The organism is Streptomyces sp. NPDC004561, assembly GCF_053602155.1.
In genome coordinates, this window is the sequence record NZ_JBSGDB010000156.1 from 1 (window position 1) to 18,045 (window position 18,045).

21 protein-coding genes and 2 pseudogenes are annotated in these 18,045 nt (G+C 69.6%); 8 read left to right on the forward strand and 15 right to left on the reverse strand.

Features of this window, described 5'->3' with window-relative positions; all coding sequences use genetic code 11:
- Positions 1–236: 236 nt before the first annotated feature.
- From ACWEN3_RS21140 to ACWEN3_RS21170, 7 genes and pseudogenes are all read right to left on the reverse strand, one after another.
- Positions 237–731: a carbohydrate-binding protein gene (locus tag ACWEN3_RS21140; protein WP_452973148.1), complete on the reverse strand. Its 495-nt coding sequence runs from the start codon at positions 729–731 to the stop codon at positions 237–239.
- 21 nt (positions 732–752) lie between these two features.
- Positions 753–1,685 (reverse strand): annotated as a pseudogene (locus ACWEN3_RS21145) (beta-1,3-glucanase family protein); the annotation flags it as partial.
- Entirely contained in the window at positions 1,676–2,221 is a 546-nt protein-coding gene (locus ACWEN3_RS21150) for a twin-arginine translocation signal domain-containing protein (protein ID WP_452973091.1), read from the reverse strand. The gene ACWEN3_RS21150 and the pseudogene ACWEN3_RS21145, both read right to left, overlap by 10 nt.
- Positions 2,113–2,922: an SDR family oxidoreductase gene (locus tag ACWEN3_RS21155; protein ID WP_452973094.1), complete on the reverse strand. Its 810-nt coding sequence runs from the start codon at positions 2,920–2,922 to the stop codon at positions 2,113–2,115. The genes ACWEN3_RS21150 and ACWEN3_RS21155 overlap by 109 nt, the downstream gene beginning before the upstream one ends.
- A gap of 212 nt (positions 2,923–3,134) precedes the next feature.
- Positions 3,135–3,274: pseudogene (locus ACWEN3_RS21160) on the reverse strand (IS630 family transposase); the annotation flags it as partial.
- Between the two features lie 52 nt (positions 3,275–3,326).
- Positions 3,327–4,829: an FAD-dependent monooxygenase gene (locus ACWEN3_RS21165; RefSeq protein WP_452973097.1), complete on the reverse strand. Its 1,503-nt coding sequence runs from the start codon at positions 4,827–4,829 to the stop codon at positions 3,327–3,329.
- On the reverse strand, positions 4,826–5,422 hold the full coding sequence (locus ACWEN3_RS21170; protein WP_452973100.1) for a PadR family transcriptional regulator: 597 nt from the start codon (positions 5,420–5,422) through the stop codon (positions 4,826–4,828). Before ACWEN3_RS21170 ends, ACWEN3_RS21165 begins: the two co-directional genes overlap by 4 nt.
- Positions 5,423–5,497: 75 nt before the next feature.
- Between ACWEN3_RS21170 and ACWEN3_RS21175 the strand changes: the two genes are divergently transcribed.
- On the forward strand, positions 5,498–6,085 hold the full coding sequence (locus ACWEN3_RS21175) for a hypothetical protein (RefSeq protein WP_452973103.1): 588 nt from the start codon (positions 5,498–5,500) through the stop codon (positions 6,083–6,085).
- Between the two features lie 175 nt (positions 6,086–6,260).
- Here the strand turns inward: ACWEN3_RS21175 and ACWEN3_RS21180 are convergent, their stop codons facing one another.
- The 7 genes from ACWEN3_RS21180 to ACWEN3_RS21210 all read right to left on the reverse strand — a co-directional run bounded on the left by ACWEN3_RS21180 (position 6,261) and on the right by ACWEN3_RS21210 (position 10,568).
- Positions 6,261–7,478, reverse strand: coding sequence for an MFS transporter (locus ACWEN3_RS21180; RefSeq protein ID WP_452973106.1), 1,218 nt, complete (start codon positions 7,476–7,478; stop codon positions 6,261–6,263).
- A complete protein-coding gene (gene crcB, locus ACWEN3_RS21185; protein ID WP_452973109.1) occupies positions 7,475–7,849 on the reverse strand; it encodes a fluoride efflux transporter CrcB in 375 nt (124 codons plus the stop codon). The genes ACWEN3_RS21180 and crcB (ACWEN3_RS21185) overlap by 4 nt, the downstream gene beginning before the upstream one ends.
- Positions 7,846–8,049, reverse strand: a complete 204-nt coding sequence (locus tag ACWEN3_RS21190) for a hypothetical protein (protein ID WP_452973112.1) — start codon at positions 8,047–8,049, stop codon at positions 7,846–7,848. Before ACWEN3_RS21190 ends, crcB (ACWEN3_RS21185) begins: the two co-directional genes overlap by 4 nt.
- The gene (gene crcB, locus ACWEN3_RS21195) at positions 8,046–8,531 is read right to left on the reverse strand and encodes a fluoride efflux transporter CrcB (RefSeq protein ID WP_452973114.1); all 486 of its coding nucleotides are present in this window, start codon (positions 8,529–8,531) and stop codon (positions 8,046–8,048) included. The genes ACWEN3_RS21190 and crcB (ACWEN3_RS21195) overlap by 4 nt, the downstream gene beginning before the upstream one ends.
- Positions 8,532–8,832: 301 nt before the next feature.
- Positions 8,833–9,486 carry a GTP cyclohydrolase I FolE gene (gene folE / locus ACWEN3_RS21200; RefSeq protein ID WP_452973117.1) on the reverse strand — a complete coding sequence of 218 codons (654 nt, stop codon included), beginning with the start codon at positions 9,484–9,486 and terminating at the stop codon, positions 8,833–8,835.
- 1 nt (position 9,487) lies between these two features.
- Positions 9,488–9,946 (reverse strand): hypothetical protein, encoded by a 459-nt coding sequence (locus tag ACWEN3_RS21205; protein WP_452973120.1) that lies wholly within the window; start codon positions 9,944–9,946, stop codon positions 9,488–9,490.
- A 73-nt stretch (positions 9,947–10,019) separates the two neighbouring features.
- Complete coding sequence (locus ACWEN3_RS21210) at positions 10,020–10,568, reverse strand: DUF2231 domain-containing protein (protein WP_452973123.1); 549 nt, start codon at positions 10,566–10,568, stop codon at positions 10,020–10,022.
- Positions 10,569–10,688: 120 nt separating this feature from the next.
- Here ACWEN3_RS21210 and ACWEN3_RS21215 point away from each other — a divergent pair, with 120 nt between their 5' ends.
- The 4 genes from ACWEN3_RS21215 to ACWEN3_RS21230 all read left to right on the forward strand — a co-directional run bounded on the left by ACWEN3_RS21215 (position 10,689) and on the right by ACWEN3_RS21230 (position 13,711).
- Positions 10,689–11,441 (forward strand): helix-turn-helix transcriptional regulator, encoded by a 753-nt coding sequence (locus tag ACWEN3_RS21215; RefSeq protein WP_452973126.1) that lies wholly within the window; start codon positions 10,689–10,691, stop codon positions 11,439–11,441.
- A 180-nt stretch (positions 11,442–11,621) separates the two neighbouring features.
- Positions 11,622–12,191, forward strand: coding sequence for a DoxX family membrane protein (locus ACWEN3_RS21220; RefSeq protein ID WP_452973151.1), 570 nt, complete (start codon positions 11,622–11,624; stop codon positions 12,189–12,191).
- A 339-nt stretch (positions 12,192–12,530) separates the two neighbouring features.
- Entirely contained in the window at positions 12,531–12,956 is a 426-nt protein-coding gene (locus ACWEN3_RS21225) for a hypothetical protein (protein WP_452973129.1), read from the forward strand.
- A 191-nt stretch (positions 12,957–13,147) separates the two neighbouring features.
- On the forward strand, positions 13,148–13,711 hold the full coding sequence (locus ACWEN3_RS21230; RefSeq protein WP_452973133.1) for a GNAT family N-acetyltransferase: 564 nt from the start codon (positions 13,148–13,150) through the stop codon (positions 13,709–13,711).
- Between the two features lie 96 nt (positions 13,712–13,807).
- Here ACWEN3_RS21230 and ACWEN3_RS21235 read toward each other — a convergent pair whose 3' ends face one another.
- Complete coding sequence (locus ACWEN3_RS21235; RefSeq protein WP_452973136.1) at positions 13,808–14,854, reverse strand: cytochrome P450; 1,047 nt, start codon at positions 14,852–14,854, stop codon at positions 13,808–13,810.
- A 997-nt stretch (positions 14,855–15,851) separates the two neighbouring features.
- Between ACWEN3_RS21235 and ACWEN3_RS21240 the strand changes: the two genes are divergently transcribed.
- From ACWEN3_RS21240 to ACWEN3_RS21250, 3 genes are all read left to right on the forward strand, one after another.
- Positions 15,852–16,379 carry a hypothetical protein gene (locus ACWEN3_RS21240; RefSeq protein ID WP_452973139.1) on the forward strand — a complete coding sequence of 176 codons (528 nt, stop codon included), beginning with the start codon at positions 15,852–15,854 and terminating at the stop codon, positions 16,377–16,379.
- Between the two features lie 158 nt (positions 16,380–16,537).
- Positions 16,538–16,972, forward strand: coding sequence for a CBS domain-containing protein (locus ACWEN3_RS21245; RefSeq protein WP_452973142.1), 435 nt, complete (start codon positions 16,538–16,540; stop codon positions 16,970–16,972).
- 411 nt (positions 16,973–17,383) lie between these two features.
- Entirely contained in the window at positions 17,384–17,896 is a 513-nt protein-coding gene (locus ACWEN3_RS21250; RefSeq protein ID WP_452973145.1) for a hypothetical protein, read from the forward strand.
- The last annotated feature ends 149 nt before the right edge of the window (positions 17,897–18,045 follow it).

Here is an 18,045-nt window from a genome sequence, read left to right on the forward strand (position 1 = left end):
AGGGCGCGCTCCAGTCTGCGCATCACGCGGCCCAGTTCGGGCGCTGGGAGGGCCTCCAGCTGTCCCGGTGCCTTGAGACCCTGACCGGCCCCGAGTTCGGCACCCATCTGTGGACCGCCGGCAAGCCGCCGGAGGACGTGGCGCGCGAGCTGGCGGCCCATCTGTGATGTGTACCGGTTGTGCGTCAGCCGGGGCCAGGCGGTGCTCCTGCGACGCCTGCTGTCGCAGGGCCAAGGTCAGCTGGTGAAGGTGAGCCAGTTGACGTTGGTGAAGTCCGAACTGCTGCCCGAGAAGACCAGATAGACGTCGTGGACACCGGTGGCGGAGGCGACGACGTTCGCGGGAACGGTCTGCCAGTTCTGCCAGCCGCCGTTGTTGGCGAAGTCGATCTCGGCGATCTTCGTGCCGCCGGTGCTGTCGAGTCGCACCTGGATGGCGCCGCTGACACCGGCGCCTGCGCCCGACGCCAGCCGGGCCTTAAACTGGCTCGGGGAGGCCGAACCGAAGTCGACGGAAGAGAACTTCAGCCAGTCGCCGTTCGAGATGCAGCCCACGTCGCTGCCGCCGCCGGTGTCGGCGCAGCTCTCGGCGGTGGTCCCGCTCTGAGCCGAGTAGGACTCGGCCTGGATGACGCTGTAGGCGCTGACGGTGGCCGAGCCGCCCCCGGATCCTCCACCGGAGCCGCCGGCGCCCAGGGTGATGGTCCACGAGGTGGGCGCCCCGTCCTGGATGTGCCCGTCGACGGGGGCCGAGCCGGTGGGACCGACGTCGTCGTAGGGGAAGGCGTAGCCGATGCGGGCGTACTTGTGGACGAGCCGTGCGTAGTGGTTGGTGATCGGGTCCTGGTAGTACTGGGTGGGTGTCACGCCGTCGGGCTGGTTGTCCCCGCCCGACACCAGGAGCGAGCTGCGGTTGAGCGCGGCGGCGAGCCGGGCGGCTATCGCCCCGCGTGCGTCCGGCCCGGAGTTGTAGAGGGGACCGGACGCGCAGCCGAAGATGTCGACGGCGCTCGGCTTGGTGAACGGCACGCCGTTGGTGTTGAGACCGGAGAAGACGATGGCGTTGCCGGAGACGGTGCCGGTGTAGGAACCGATGCTGCCCTGGCCGTTGATGGTCAGCGGGGTGGAGGCGTAGTGGCTCCAGACCCGGTTCAGGTAGTCGTCCCAGTAGCTGCCGAAGTCCACCGGCGAGTGCGAGGGCGACATGACGCGCAGCACCGCACCGGAGGAGTCGGTTACCACCAGCCTGTCCCAGGGGGCTCCGTCGGAGGCGTGCTGTGTCTGCAGGCCGGAGGCGATGGAGGCGAGGGCGCCGGAGGGCAGCGGACTGACCGACTGGTTGCCTCCGCTGCCGGTGCTGGCCATCGAGATCGGCAGCGCGACCATGTCGACGTAGGAGATGTTGGCGTAGAGATTGGCGCTGTTGAAGGTGAACTCGCAGAACGTCCAGTTGGTGGCCCAGTTGGGGTCGGAGCTGACCAGGGCGGGCTGGACCACACCGGGCACAGCGCCCGGGTTGACGAAGAACCGGAGTTTCTGACCGACCGAGAACCAGACACGGCCGCCGATGACGTAGTCGGTCAGGGTGATGCTTGTGGCGGCCGAGCCGGAGGCGCCCAGCGCGATGGAGTAGTCGGCGATGGGGGTCACCGGGGACGACGGGTTGGGCAGCCGGTTCAGGGCGCCGTTCGCCGAGACGAAGACGGGCCAGCCGCTGCTGTCGGTGCCGGAGAGATGTAGGCGTAGACGGTGTCGTGGCCGGAGTTGTTCGCCAGCTTCACGGGGAGGGAGACTCCCGCGGCCGTCGCGGTGGAGGCCAGCGGCGAGAACGGGCTGAGCGCAGCAGCGGCGGTGGTGGCACCGGCCGCGGCCAGGAAGGAACGTCGGGAAACCACAGGGGCCCTCCCGGGTGGGGGTGATGGTCCGTCAACTAGGTGACGGTCGGGGAGTGTTGTGCCATGTGGGGTTCTGTGCGAGGTGACGTTATTGGACTGGACCAATACAGTCAAGGTTGCGGAACCATTACGTCCGCGCGACGGCGCCGGGGTTCGAGTCGCGTTGTCCGCCGCGCCGGAGCCCTGCTTGCTCGCGCACCGATGTCCCGTGCTGGGGGTCAGTGTTCTTGGGCTGTCGGGCGCACCATGATCTCGTTGACTGCGACATGCGGGGGCTGCGTGATCACGAAGGTGATGGCACGGGCGATGTCCTCCGCGTGCAGCCACGCCTTCTGAGGCAGGTCACGGGCGGCCCCGGATCCGGGGCCGGTCGACATCTCCGTCAACGTCATGCCTGGCTCGATCAGCCCCACTCGGACGCCCCGTCCAGTCACCTCCTGACGCAGGGCCTCGCTGAACGCGCCCACCGCGTGCTTCGTCGCCGAGTAAATGCCATTGTTCTTGCGCACCACCCGGCCTCCGACCGAGCTGACGTTCACGAGATCTGCGACTCCGCGCGGGCCGTGTGCTGCCGCCCGGAGCAGGTGAGGCAACGCCGCCTGTGAGAGGTGGAGGACGGCGTTGAAGTTGAGATCGACCATCCGTTCCCACTCTGCGGGGTCGCCTCGCTCGATGGTGCCCATGGCTACGTAACCGGCGTTGTTCACAAGCACGTCCAACCGCGCGAGGCGATTCACGGCCTCGTCGATGGTCCGACGAGCCTGCACTGAGTCTCCGAGGTCAGCGGTGAGAACGCTGCACGAGCCACCGCCATCACGAATCCTTGCGGCCAGTTCCTCCAGGCGTCCGGTACGGCGGGCGACCACCGCCACAGCGGCGCCCTGCCGAGCCAGTGACAAGGCGGTGGCCGCACCGATGCCGCTGGAGGCGCCCGTCACCAGCGCCGTGCATCCCGCCAATCGCGCATCGCCGCCGGCGACGCCGTCGTCTGCCACCGGAATGCGCTGGTCCCCAGCTTCCGCGCTCATGATCGTCCTTTACCTGTCATCTCGCCCAAGGCAGACCGAAGGCAGGAGCCCGCCTTGTGCGGTCCGGCCAGGTAGATCGTCGCGGTCCTCTCGCAGCCGGTGACGACGCCACGCCACAGCGCTGAGCCGTTCGTCTTGCGGGCTGTCGCGCGCCCGAAGGGGTCGTCACCTGGGCGGTGGCGTCCGTTCCGACCGTTGGGGGCGGTCCTGGCCCTGCTCACCCGCCGGCGCACCACCACCGACCTGGCGCGTGAGCTCGACCCTTGCTCGAATAACTCGGCGGCCTCGAATCGCACTTGCTCCGCTGAGCCCGCTGCTTCGCGGTCGGACCGCCCCCATCGGGATACCGCATGGCATCGGGATACACCCGCCAGCGAGATCACCGTCAGCCTGGGCCGAAAACCTCAGTAGCCGGACGTTTCCGCGGACGCGGCGTGGGATGGCGCCGCCGGGCCGTGCCAGTGTTGCAGCGCATGGTGGAGCCCGTCGGCGTGGTCGTGACCGGCGGTGCGCAGCCAGGCGGTGTGCCCGTCCGGCCGCAGCAGGATGGCGTGGAGTTCGGGATGGGCGGGGCATGTCGCGGTGACGATGTCCACTCGGTCTGCCCATCCTGCGGCAGACTCGCGGATGGCGCTTTCTCCGGCCAGGTCGAGCAGCACGCCGCGTCCCGAGGTGAGCAACCCGGCCAGGCGCGTACGGCCGTCGCCCGCGGTCAGGGCGAGGTCGGGCGCCAGGCGGCCCAGCCAGGGGTGGTCGGAGTCGGGGCGCATCTGGTACCGGGTGTCCAGTCCGGTGATGGTCTCGGCGAAGGCGCGGTTTCCCGCAGGGTGGCCGGCGACGCGGGTGAGCAGGTCGGTGATCGGAGCGAGCCGATCGCCGCCGTCGCCGAGCAGCACCTGGGCCTGGGTGTTGGCCAGCACATGCGCACCGGCGGTGTGGCGTTCGGCGTGGTAGCTGCCCAGCAGGTGTGCCGGCGCGGTGCCGCGCACGGTGGCGGCGAGTTTCCAGCCGAGGTTGAACGCGTCGTCCAGGGCGACGTTGACGCCGATCGCCCCGGCCGGCGGGTGGATGTGCGCGGCGTCCCCGGCCAGGACGACCCTGCCCCGGACGTACTCGGCCGCCTGTCGGGCGGCGTTGCCGAACCGGGTCAGCCAGCGTGCGGCGCGCAGCTCGACGTGGCGGCCGAGCGCGTCGTCCACAGCGATTTGGAGCAGGTCCAGGGTGACCGGCGTGTCCTTGTCCGCGGGGGGTTGCCGGTCTGAGGTGCAGATCCTGACGTAGCCGGGGCGGGGGATGACGAACACGGTCCCGCCGGGGCCCGTGGTCACGCCGAAAGGCAGCGCCTCGGGGTCGGCGAGCTCGACGTCGCCGAGGAGGGAGAAGCGGGTCGCCGCGGTACCGGGGAAGTCGATGCCGGCCTGTTTGCGGACGGTGCTGCGGCCGCCGTCGCAGCCGACCAGGTACGCGGCCCGGACGCGGTACGCGCGGTCGCCGGTGGTGACGGTGGCGGTGACGGACTCGGAATCCTGTTCCAGGGCGCGCAGTTCGTGTCCGCGCCGGATGTCGGCTCCCAGGTCGAGGGCGTGCGCCTCGAGTATCTCCTCGACCCGGGTCTGCGGGATGCCCAGCGAGTACGGGTGGTCGGTGTGCGTGCCGGCGAGGGTGAGCGTCACCGGCAGGCCGGAGAACGCGGCGTGCGGTACTTGCCAGCCCTCGCCGATGAACCTCTCGGCGAGGCCGCGTCGTGCCAGCAGGTCCAGGGCGCGGGCGTTGAGGTTGAAGCCCCGGCAGAAGCCCGGCCGCTGCGCGTGGCGTTCGATGACGACCGTGTCGACACCGGCGAGTCGGAGTTCGCTCGCGAGTAACAGTCCGGCCGGGCCCGCTCCGACGATCAGTACCTCGGTCATCGGGTGGTTCCTTCCGGGGACGTGGGGGCGGACCAGGTCCATCCCCGTTCGGTTCGCTCGACCTCGGGCCAGAACAGGCTGCCGTCGCGGATCTCGGCGATGGTCCGCCGCGTCCAGGTCAATTCGGCCTCCCAGGCGTGCAGTGCGCACTCGGTTTCGATCATGAACAACCGGGGGACCTTGCCGGAGCCGACCGTGTCGGCCAGCACCGTGTTCGTCTCCTCGATCCGTTGGGCCAGATGCCCCGCCCGTTCGGCCAGTGCCTCCGCCGCCCTGTCCGGACCGAGTGCGCCGAGGTAGGACACCGCGGCCATGAACTTCGGGTATTCCGCGACGGGCGTGCGGAGGAGTTCATCGATCCAGCAGACGAATTCGCTCTGGCCCAGCTCGGTTGTCGCGTACACGGTTCGCTCCGGCCGCCTGCCATCACGCGTCGTCTCCACCGGCTCGATCCAGTCATGCCGAGCCAACGCCTCGACCGTGTCGTACAGCGACCCGGAGTTGACCTTGAAGCTGCTGTCCTTGTGCCGCTCCCGCAGGGTCGACGCCATCTCATACGGGTGCATCGGCTGTTCTTGCAGCAGTCCCAGCACGGCCAGCGCCAGTGTGTTGGAGATCTTCCGCTTCGCCATCCATATCACCGATCTCTAATAGTAGGAACCGACTATATGGTAGCTGCTTCACGCGCGGGTCGACGGCGAACGCAGATCTCTCAGCCCGGCTCCCCCCGATCCCGCTCGGGCGCCGTCGCCGGCATCCACCACACCGGCCGCTTCAAGAAGATCCCCCGGCTCGCCAAGCTGCTGCGGGTGCCGAGCCCGGCCGACCGCGGCCCGGGCCAGCCCTGGCGGCCCGGCACCCCGTCGCCACCCGCACCCGAGACCGGCACCCGGGGCGCGGACATCCGTATCGGGCACGACCGCTGCTCGCACCTCACCCAGGAACTGCAGTCACCACTCGACGCGCTGAGCGCGCACGGCATCCCCCGCGAGAAGATCGGCCTGATCCTGGAGATGCCGGCCGGCCCGCTGTCCGGCATCTACGAGCCCACGCCCGGGCGCATGCTCTTCGGCTTCTTCGCCGCCATGGCCGGGACCGAGCGCGAGAGCATCCGCGAAGCCACCCTCGAAGGACTCGACGCCGCCGGCCGCAAGGGCAAGCACGGCGGCCGGACACCGGTCATCACCGACGACATGCTGCACACCGTGCTCCGCCGCCGGGCCAACGGCGAGTCCGGCAGATCCGCCCCGACCTGATCATCCCCACCGGTAAACGCAGGGGCCGGAGCCCGGGGCTGGCCGGCATCCACCGGGCTCTGGCCGAACACGAGAAGCGCCAGACGTACCCAGACCGTCGGCCACGTCAACGACGAGGCCATCCGCGTCAGCCGCGAAGCCGGCTACGAACCACTGACGGACTGACACCCCAGCGTCAGCGGCGATGGATCCCGGTGATCAGCAGCAACACGACAGCCAGCACCTGGATGGCGACCACCACCGTGATGAGCACCGGGATCGAATAGCCGTACAGCCCGCCGATCAGCGCACCGCCGGCCAGGCTCGCCGCGCCGACCACGCCGGCGAACAGACCGTAGGCGGTGGCACGCCGCCCGCTGGGCACCAGGTCCGCGACCGTGGCGCGCAGGGTGGACTCCTGAATGCCCATGGCCGCACCCCACACCAGCGACCCGGCCGCCGCGATCACGACCGTGTCGCTGAACGCCAGCGCCGCGACGCCCCCGCTCAGTACCGGCAGAGCCACCAGCACACGCGGACCGGTCCGGTCGTACAGCCACCCGACGGCCAGCGCCGCGACCGCGTCCACGGCCATCGCCGCCGCATACAGCACGGGCACCCACGCAGCGGACAGCAGATGCCGCTGCACCAGGTGGTAGGAGAGCACGCCGAAGGTGGCGAAGCCGGTCGTGGTGGCCGCGGTGAAGGCGGCGTACGTCCAGAACGCCTTCGGCAGACGCCCGTCTCGCCCGTCCGGTGTCGCCGGCGCCGCGGCGGTCACCTCGCGTTCGTAGGCTTCGGGGTCCGGCACTCGTGCCCGCAGCCGGAACAGAAGCAGCAGTACGGCAATGCCGGGTACGGCGAGGACACCGAGCGCGGGACCGTAGTCGTTCCCGGTCAGCGCGAGCACACCGGCCACCAGCAGCGGCCCGACGATGGCGCCGATCTGGTCCAGCGCCTCATGGACCGCGAAGCCGCGGCCCCGTCCGGTGGCGGCGGTGGCGTGCGACAGCAGCGTGTCCTTCGCCGGCGAGCGCACCGCCTTGCCGACGCGCTCGGCGATCACCAGCACGCACGCGGCCCACAGCACCCCGGCCACGCCCAGCAGCGGCACCGAGACCACCGTGAGCGCGTACCCGGCGATCGCGAGCCCCCAGAACCGGCGGGTGCGGTCCGCCAGCGGACCGGAGACCAGCCGCAGTCCCAGCGCCGCCGCCTCCCCGGCGCCCGTGACCACTCCGACGGCCAGGGCGGAAGCACCCAGCGAGGCCAGCAGCGGGCCGGTGATCGAGCGGGCGCCCTCGTACACGACATCCGCGAGGAGACTGACCGTGCCGAACCAGACGACGAACCGCCACGGACGCATCCGCTCCGGTCGGTCCGCCGCCCCTTCCTTGAACGCCCCGGGGCTCATGCCCACAGCGCATTCGCGAGTGACGCACCGACGAACGCCGCGCCCAGGCCGGCCACCACGCTGGCGACGACATTGGCGGCGGCGAAGAACCTCGCCCCGTCCTCCGCCAGCCGCAGAGTCTCGTACGAGAACGTGGAATACGTCGTCAGCGCCCCGCACAACCCGGTGCCCAGCAGCAGCTGGACGTGCGCCGATGCGGTCCCGGCCGCTGCCGCGCCGGAGAGCAGGCCCAGGATCAGGCAGCCGGCGACGTTCACGGTGAAGGTGCCCCAGGGGAATACCGTGTCGTGCCTCTTCTGCACCGCCCTGTCGGTCAGGTACCGCATCGGCGCGCCGACCATCGCGCCGGCAACCACGAGCAGCCAGTTCACGCCTTCTCCTCCCTGCCCACGGTGGGGGTACCCCCGGTCGAACGAAGTTGAGCCTGGGGGAGGACGACCTCGCAGTCGTCGAGGACCACCGGCCCCTGCCCCGCCGGCTCGTCCGGCTGCGGCGGGAAGGCCCGTACCCGCTCCTCGGTGTCCACGATGGAGATCGTCACTCGCAGGGCCCTGCCCGTCAGTCTCGTCACCGCCGCCTCCATGCGACCAGACGGCGCGTAGCCGTCGCCGCAAGCCACACCGCTGCCAGCGCCGCACACAGCGTCGAGGCCAGATACGCGAGCCCGGTCCGGGGATGACCGCGGTCCACGAGATTGTGGATGTCCACCGCGTAGGTCGAGAACGTCGTGAACCCGCCCAGCACTCCGGTGCCGAAGAACGGCCGCACCAGCCGGTGCGCAGTCCGCACGTCGGTGATCAGCACCATGAACACGCCGATGACCGCACACCCGGCCGTATTCACCCACAGCGTCGTCCAGGGGAAGCCGTCCGCCGCTCCCGGCCACGTCAGCGACGCGCCGTACCGGGCCGAGGCGCCGATCGCACCGCCGATCGCCACCACCGCCACGATCGGCCCCTGCGCCCGCCAGGACTGCTGCCGCTGGGTCGGCACGTGCAGATCGACGTCGGGGTCCGTGGGCTCGTCGGTCACCTTGGGATTGGAGGCAGTCATGAACGTACGTCCCTACTCGCCGGGACCCGCGCGCATTGCACGCGAGCCCACACCATCGCAAGTAGGGACTGTTGGCGGCGCCGATGCCGCGGTTCGAGTACGGCGAGCCCCACCGCCGCGCTGTGACCAGGAGCCACAGCTTCCGACCAGACTAGCGCCTTGTCAGAACCTCTGACGGAGCAGTCGCGCGGCCCTGCCCACAGCGCAGCGCCCCAGCGGTGATCCATGTGGCTGAAAGCGGTGCCGACCTCTCAACCCGTCTTCGAGGCCTCCACCTGTGCGTTGGGTAGATCGGGCCCGCTCATGAGGCCGCGCCGGTCAGGGCGAGGAATTCGCTGCGGGAGCGGGCGTCGGAGCGCAGCAGCCCGAGCAGGGTGGAGGTCATGGTGCTGGAGCCGGTGGCCTGGACGCCCCGCAGGGTCATGCAGGAGTGTTCGGCTTCGATGACGACGCCGACGCCCTTGGGTTCCAGATGCGTCTGCAGCCAGTCGGCGACCTGTTTGGTCAGTCGTTCCTGGACCTGGGGGCGGCAGGCGAAGTGCTCGACGACGCGGGCCAGCTTGGACAGGCCGAGGATGCGGGCGCCGGGCAGGTAGCCGACGTGGGCGGTGCCGACGAAGGGCAGCAGGTGGTGCTCGCACACCGATCGGACGGGTATGCGGCGGGCCAGGACGAGTTCGTCGTAGCCCTCGTCGTTGGGGAAGGTCGTCAGGTCGAAGGGGCGCGGGGTGAACAGTTCGGCATAGGCGCGGGCCATCCGCCCCGGTGTGCCGCGCAGGCTCTCCGAGGCGGTGGAGATGCCGAGAGCAGTGAGGAACCGGCCGGCCGCGGCTTCCGCTGCGGCCAGGTCGATGCCTTCGGGTTCGTGCACGACCCGCAGGGCGGGTCGTGCGGATGTCGTTTCTGTCTCGTCGCGAAGGTCTATTCGGGCGGTGGTGCCGGGGCGCTCGGTCATCTCAGCTGCCCCCGATGCCCAGGGCGGTGAGCAGGACCAGGACGAGGGTGACGACGGCGAGCAGACCGTGCGCCAGCACGACCGGCACCGGGAAGTGCCGTTCGGCAGGGACGGCACCTTCGGCTCCCGGGCCCGCGGCAGCGGCCGCTGTCGCGCCGGTCCTGGGACGGTCACGGTAGACGGGAATCCAGCGGGCCAGCATCACGAATCCCAGCAGGGCGACCGGAAGCAGCAGGACGAACGCGGTCCAGGCCAGGGCGGTCTTGTCGGCCACGACGTAGACGATCCACACCACCAGTCCGATGGCGGCCAGGGCGAAGTGGCCGAAGACCACGGGTGCGGGCAGGCGGCTGGTGCCGGTTTGCTGTTGCCGGATTCCGCCGCGTTGGATCCAGGTGCCGAGCATGTAGAACCCGCCGAGAGCGGTGACCACCCAGGTGATCAGTGCGGCGATGTCCATGGGGAACTCCCAAGGGGAATGGTGGTGAGGGCGGCTGGAGGAAACCGGCCGTCATGGTGGGTGTGGGGCCGGATCACACGGCCGAGCGGGTCTCGCTCGGGCCGCGGTGGGGCGTGTAGCCCTCGGCCTGGGTGTTCTCGTCGGCGACGCGCACGCCGTAGCGGTACGCGAGCTTGCCGCCCAGGAATCCCGAGAGGCCCAGAACGATCACGCTGGCAGCGGACAGGACGAGCTGCCCGATCCCGACACCTCCGCCGCCCGTGTGATCGCCGTACCGCCACAGGAAGTTGACGACGTAGGCGGCGGTCACGAGCAGGTTCAGCGTCATGTGGACCAAGGCGGTGCGAAAGGCCGGGGTGCCGGCCGGGATCGCGAACAGGTCGAGGAATCCGACCATGGCCGCCAGCAGGGCACCGATCACCCCGACCGCGATCAGCCACTCCGAGGACTGGGTCAAGAAGCCCGGACGGTGCACGACGTGGGACGCGATGTCGAACACCAGGCTCGTGACCCAGGCGCCGATGGGCACGGTCACCAGGATCGGGTGGAACGGGTGGCCGTACGGGCCGGCGAGCGAGGCACTGACCGGACGCTTCGCTTGGAGATGGGACTCACTGGCCATCGCAACCTCCACTAGTTTCACCAACAAATCTTGGTCTTATTACGGGAGGCCGTCAAGACGTGCAGGACAATGGGCCGAAAGAACACTTGTGCCCGCGTGGATGGGAGTTACTGTGGTCGTGTGGCTTCTGATCCGACTGCGCGGGCCGACGGGGCCGACAGCGCCATCGACTCCGTCAGCGTCCTCGGCGACGAATCGCGCCGGCGCATGTTCACCTTCATCCGGCGTGCCGGCCGCGCTGTCACTCGGGACGAGGCCGCCGCCAGCGTCGGCATCTCGCGCAAGCTCGCCGCCTTCCACCTCGACAAGCTCGTCGACGTCGGCCTGCTGCGCGCGCGCTACGAATCGCCCGGCGGGATCCGGAAGGTCGGCCGGAAACCGAAGGTGTACGAACCCACCGACGCCCAGATCACCGTGAGCATCCCCGACCGGCGCCACGAACTCCTGGCCGACCTGCTCCTGGACGCCGTCCTGACCGAAGGCGCCGACGAGAACGCCACGCAGGCAGCCGTGCGGAGCGCCGAAGACCGTGGCCGGCACCTGGGCGAGGCGGCCCGGGACGAGACGCGTCCTGGCCGCCTGGGCCCCGAGCGCGGGCTGACCGCCTGCGAGCGGTTGCTCGACGAGTACGGCTACGAACCCGTCCGCGAGACCCCGACCCGGCTCCGGCTGCGCAACTGCCCCTTCCACCCGCTGGCCGCGAAGGCCCCTGAGCTGGTGTGCGGCATGAACAAGGCATTTCTCTCCGGCTACCTCCGCGGCCTGGAGGTCAACGGGGTCCAGGCCGTCCTGGCCCCCGAGCCGGGGGAGTGCTGCGTGCGTCTGGGCCCGAGCGACACCGATCGTGATGACGACATGGCGCAGGACCGCTGAGGCGACGCCGGCCGCCCGCCCGCGCGGGCCACCGCCAAGATGCACGACGCTGCCCCGAGCGGAAGCATCGTGCAGGGGGAAACGCTCTGTGCGGCCGCACGGGGCTCACCCATCACCGGTTGCTCGGGTCTGTCCGAGCAGGGGGAAACGCCCGTTCTGGCGTTCAACCGGAGCATTGCCATGTTGACCAAGCGCATCCTCAACCATCCTGTTCGATCCACGGAACCGGTGGCGCATCCCACCGACACCGCCACCACGACTGCCATGACGAGCGCCGCCGACTGGGGCCTGCTGCTCCTCAGGCTGACCTTCGGCCTGTTGATGGCCGCCCACGGTGCTCAGAAACTCTTCGGGCTCTTCGGGGGCCACGGCCTGACGGAAACCGCCAAGGGGTTCGCGGCCCTGGGCTATCACCCGGCGAAGCTCTTCGCCGCGATCGGAGGGCTGTCCGAGCTCCTCGGCGGCCTCGGTCTGGCCGCCGGCCTGCTGACCCCGCTGGCGGCTGCCGCCCTGATCGGCGTCATGATCAATGCCATGGTCACCGTCACCGGCGCCCATGGCCTGTGGGACACGGACGGGGGAGTGGAATACAACGTCTGCATCGCCGTCGTCGCCCTCGCTGTTGCTGCCATCGGCCCTGGCCGGCTGGCTGCCGACCGCTTCTTCGCCTGGGGTGCAGGCGGCTGGAAACAAGCAGCCGTCGCCCTCGGCCTCGGCGGTCTCGGCGCCGTGATCACGCTGAGTCTCTGAACGGCGACCCCACCGCGCCCCTTCGATGCCCGGCCTTCGGCCCTTCGCCGACGACGTAAGCGTGTCTGCGGGGTCGAAGCTGCCGCCGCCCCCGTTCGCGGTTGTTCGCGAAGCCCCCCGCCGGGATGGCGGTCGGAACGATCCCGGCCGCCTTCGGCACCGCCCTGCCCGAGTCGGTGGTCACCCTTGTCGCGGCGACCACCGACCACAGGGATGCGGCCCTCGAACCCGGTCACCTACCGGGGCGCAGGACCAGGTGGGTCGTCGACCTTTCTTCCCCGCGACCATCCCGCAACACCCCACCGGGACCCCGGTGACAGGGAGGCGGACGACGACGCTTTGATCGAGAAGCTGCGGGCTCGCGCGTGGGATCCGGGCCTGCGTTTCGATGAGGCGAGCGTGCCCACTGCCTGGATGGCTGAGCGCTGCGGCCCGGAATACAGGGCGCAGATCTGCGCCGACATCGTGTCGTACAGCAGCGACGGCACGATCCAACTCAAGTCGCAGAGCAAGGAAGTGGCCGCTTACTACGCGGACGCTCCCCGCGGACCGCTGTTTCCTCCTGTGACTCTGACCGAGTTGGAGAGGGCAGAGCGCAGGATCGGGCGCCGTCTACCCGAACTGCTTCGCCGCGTCTACACGGAGGTCGCCAACGGGGGCTTCGGCGCCGGTGGCGGGCTCGCCTCCTTGACCGAAGGGCACCGCGTGCCGGGGGACCTGATCGACTGGCCGTCTGCGGTGCAGGTTCATGCACGCAACCAGTGACGTCCCGCTCCACTCCGTGATCGACACGCCCTTCGTGTCGGGCCGTATCGACCTCGCGCTGTGGAATACGAGGCTGAATGGCTCGGCCGCCGCGCTGGACCAGCTCGACGCCGGCGTGAGGGAGAACGGCGGGCAACTCCTGTCGCGGCGTGCCCCGCGGCCTCGCGCACCTCAGCATGATCAAATAGAGCATGGCATCGTCCTGGACGGGTACGCGGGTACGCCTACGCGCTATCGAGCCCGACGACTGGACAGCGTTCAAGCGCTTCGCCGACGACGACGGGCGGGGAGGGAGCCGGCTGGATCTGCCGCGGTCCGCCGAGAGCTACCGTGCCTGGGCGAAGGAGCAATCCGTCGCCAAGTGCGATGACGATCGTTTCCGGTTGGCAGTGGAATCAACGGCCACGGGGGAGTTGGTCGGCACGGTCGGCTCACATCACCCCGCCCCTCGTTCAGGCTGGTTCGAGTTCGAAGTCGCGATCGCCGCTGACCACCGGCGCAGGGGCTACGCGACAGAAGCCCTGGTGCTGCTGCTGCGCTTCATGTTCGCCGAGCGGCGCTATCACAAATGCCTGGCGACGATCTTCGCGCACAACGAGGCGTCGCTGGCACTCACTCGTCGGCTCGGCTTCATCGAGGAGGGACGCCTGCGGGAACACGTTTTCTTCGCCGGCCGGTACCACGACCTCGTCATGATGGGCATCCTCGCCAGCGAGTTCGACCAGCGACATGGACATACGGTGAGCGGACCATGAGCCGGTCTTCCGAGCGTGTGCGGAACGGCACCCGTACTTGATCAGCGTCGGCTCCTTACGGACGGAGGCGGCCTGTGACCGAAAGCAGGGCTGCCCTCAGCCGCGCAGGGTGGCGCGCAGGTGCAACCCTGCAGTCGCGAGGCCTTCGAAGGTGGCGACCTCGTAGCTGGGGTCCGGTCCGGGCGGCTCGCTCAAGTGGTAGCAGCGGGCGATCTGCGCGGTGAGGAGCGTCAGCATCGCCATGGCCAGAGCGGCTCCCTCACAGCCATGCGGCCCGGTGCCGAAGGAGAGGAAGACCCCTGGTTCCTCCGGCGAGCCCGAACCATCGAGCCAGCGCTCGGGCAGGAACCGGTCCGGCTCGGCGTGTTCCCGCGCGTCGCGTTGGGCGGTGTACGGGCAGACGAGAACGGTGGATCCGGCATCGATGGTGTAGCCGGCGAGCTGAGTCTGTCGCGGGGCTTGCCGGGTCAGGAGCCAGCTCGGGGGGTACAGCCGCAGCACCTCGCGTACCAGTGCCTGGGTGTACTGCAGGCCGCCGAGGTGGGCGCTGGTCGTCGCGGCCGGGTCCGCGGGCAGCAAGGCGGCTTCGGCCGCGACGCGGTCCGCTGCCACGGGGTGCTGGGCCAGGTGGAGCAGGATCCATCCGGCGGCCCGGGAAGGTGTCTCGAAGGTGGCGACCGTGATTCCGGGGAGAGTGTCGAGGACGGCCTCTTCCGGCAGCAGGCCGTAGCGGGAGGAGGGCCGGAGCATCTGTCCCAGCATGTCGTCACCGAGTCGGCCCGACGAACGGCGCCGCCTGACGATGGGCCGCAAAGCGTCGGTGAAGGCGACCTGCTGCCGTGTGCGGAACCGCCGTGCCGGTGTAGGCACCCAGCGCGGCCACACCCAGTGCGAGGGCCGTACGAGCACCTCCCGGGCCAGGAAGAGCTGTGAGGCGAAGGGCAGCAGGGTGGGAGTGTCTTCGGAGAAGAGGTAGCTCACGCCGATCTCTGCCAGGGCGTGTCGGACCAGGGGCAGAATTTCGACGTCCTGGTCCAGGGGCCATTGGTCGGCGAATCGAGCGGCTCGGGGCGCGATCTCACCGATTCGGACCGCGACCGCCTGCGAGCGCAGTCCGCGCATGCGGGCGGTGTGAGCACGCATGCGCTCCTCAGGCGTCGGTTCCCCGTTCGACCCCTTCAACGGCGGGAAGAGGGGCGAGGGCGCTTTGGGGAAGTCCTGCGCGCGGCGCAGGACTGCTTCACACGGCCCGGCCGTAGCGGCCACGTAGACCCCCGGCTCCAGCTGCCAGACGTCCCCGCACTCCGCAGTGCCACGGCGCGCCAGTGCCAGCCGGTCGCGGCTCCAAGCGGCGAAACTGCCTCCGGGCAACCGCGGCGGCTCATTCATTCGGCCCATGAGATCGTCCCTGGCTCTCGTACCTGTCCAGGCCGATGTCGTCGGCAGCGTGGCCGGGTGCTGGCGGGCGCCCGGGGGCGCCCGCCAGTGGTGTGGTCAGACTCAGTCGTCGCCGGCGTACGCATCCCACTCGTGGGCGCCGTACGCACCGTAGTGGCGGGTGAAGAACAGCCTGCCGAGTAGCTTGGCGATCATGATGTACTCCTCTCGCCGGTCTTCAGCGCCTAATTCCACACGCGCCATATTGCCACATATGTCCCATATGTGATATCGGCCATGTGCGGTGCATCGGCTGCCCGCATGGGCAGTGGCCTTCGCCCGTGCGGGACCGAAGGCGTTGGAGTCGTAGAGGCCTCAACAAACCTGTCGGACGTGGCAGTGGGTGATCAGGAGGACGGCGAGGCCGAGAAATGCTCCGTGGTTGTCGTCGCGCGGCCACCGGCGCCACGGAAGTGCTCGAGGTGGATCTACCCCTGATGGTGAGCCGTAGGCCGGCCTGGGCGCCCGACAGGTGGCAGGGCACCTGGGCCGTCTGCCGTGGCGGTGCCGGCCACCCCGTCGAGCCGCCGCTTGCATGCACATTGCGCTGCGCTTTGTCTTCGCCGACGTTTCTGACGGTCCGCCCGATCGGTGTTGGGGGCCCGGTTACGGTAGCCCGGTGAACGGATCGAACGGATCGAATGCACAGGCCGGACCCGGCATACCCGCCCACCCCGGTGTGCCGGGCGCGTTGCTGCCTCTCTTGGCCACTGACCAAGACGTCGTGGCGTTCTTCGCCGGACTCGCGGACCTCGACGCGACGGACCCGTCCTCCCATGCACTGGAGGACGGCGTCCGCCTCTCCTCCGGGGCCAGGCTGGAGCAGTTCGCGCGAGCGGGCTCGGGAGATGCGTTCTGCTTCGTCGGCGAGGGCGGCGAGGAACGGCCGGTGGTGTACGTGAGCCTGGACGGCGAGGCCGGGCTTCTCGGCCTGGGACTGCCGGAGTTGGTGCGCTTGTGTCTGGTGGCCCCGTGGTGGCGGGACGCTCCCGGACGGACGGTCGAGGAACTGCGGGCGGTCGCCGACGAGTATCGAGAGGACCTGCCCGATTTCGACGCGCGACGCGACCGCGCGGCCCGGGCGCTCGGTCTCGATCCGGCCGCGCTGCCCTCCGAGGCGGCGGCCCTGACCCGGCTCGTGGAGCTCTCCCGGGGGCCGGTGGCGGCAGCCTGTCTCGTCGTCGGGTACGAGGGCGATCCGCTCGACCCTCTGTTCCACATGCGCTGGTAGGCGGTCCGGCAGCCAATGGGTGCCCAAGTGGGAGGGCTGCCAGGCCCAGAAGCGATCTTGCTTCCTTCGTGCTGTCATCGAGGGGCGGGTGCCTCGCGGAGTCATGCGTACGCCGGCGCCCGAGATCTCGATGAACGCTGCGACCAGCAGGAGGATCCATGGCTGGCAATCTGAGGGCCAGGGACATCATGACCGGCGGAGTGCAATGCGTCGGCGCCCACCAGTCGTTGAAGGACGCGGCGCAGATGATGCGTGACCTGAAGGTCGGCGCGCTGCCCATCTGCGGTGACAACGACCAGCTGACGGGGATGATCACCGACCGTGACATCGTCCTTAAATGCTGTGCCGAGGGGATCGATCCGTCGACGGTGCAGGCCGGCAGTATGCAGAGCAAGATCCACTGGATCGACGCCGACGCGGATGTTCAGGACGTCCTGAAGATCATGGAACAGTATCGGATCAAGCGCCTCCCGGTAATCGACGTGAAGGGCGGCCACCAACTGGTAGGCATCATCACCGAGGCCAACCTCGGCAAGAACCTCAGCGACACCCAGGTCGCCGAATTCGTCAACCGCGTCTACGCGGGCGCCTGACGACGCGCTCACGCGACGGGTGACGGTTGCGGTCGTCACGGGTGTGGCAGGCAATCGGCTCATGACGGCCCGTTCCATGGTTGGACAAGGAAGTGCAGATAACGGGGCACTGTCAGCTAATGGCGCTGGAGGCGAAGCGCGCGATCGTACGTGAGCCGGGGCGGTCCGGAGGGATCCGCCCCGCATGACCGGCACGGGTCGCGCGTCGGCCACTTGGCCTGATCGGCAGTAGGCGACGCGTCCGGCAGGGTCGGCAGGCCTGTCCGATGGGTCGCTCCAGGCGCTCCTCACCGCCTTGGGAGGGTTCAATGCTCAGGTGGTGAACTGGGCACAGATGCGTGACTGCTGGTTCGATGTCGATCGCGTTCCGGAGCTCTTGGAACGGGTGGAGCACCAGGACGACGCTGAAGCGTGGAAGATCCTGGAACGCGCCGCCGGGCGGCACGGCTGCGACGATCTGCTGACGAACTGTGCGCTGATGCGGTCAAGGAGTTCCGTGCGGTGCTGGACCGGCACCTGCGGTCGCGGCCGGCTGGCTATCGCGTGTCTTTCCGCGCCCTGCTCGCGGTCGAAGAGGAGTACCACTGGACGAACGCCCTGGATGGTTTCACGGACGGCGTCCATCACGTGGACTGTCCCCACTGTGGCGTGGGGGTGACGATCGTCTTTGGAGGCTTCGGGTGCTACTCGCAGGTGAGGGACGGGAGTGAGGAGATCCGGCGGGACCTGCGGCCGGCCGGTGCCGAGGAACTCACCGGAACCGGCCGGTGGATGCATCAGATCACTGTCCGCGATGGGCAGGAGGTGCTCGCCGACGGAATTGCCTACCTGTTCGGCAAGGCGGAGTGCCCGCAATGTGCCAGCGTCTTCAACGTCGCGGACGAGTACACGTCCGCTAACCGTCCGGTGCGGCTTCAGGCGTGAGCCGCTCGCAAGCGGTGCCGGCATCGGATCGGCCGGGTCCAGCCTGACCGGGATGATGTCGCCGGTCGGCAATGCGGGCAACGCCGGCGATGCGGCGAACGGTCGACGGCGCCCCGAGTGCACGATCGCCAGCGGCGCACCGAGCCGGT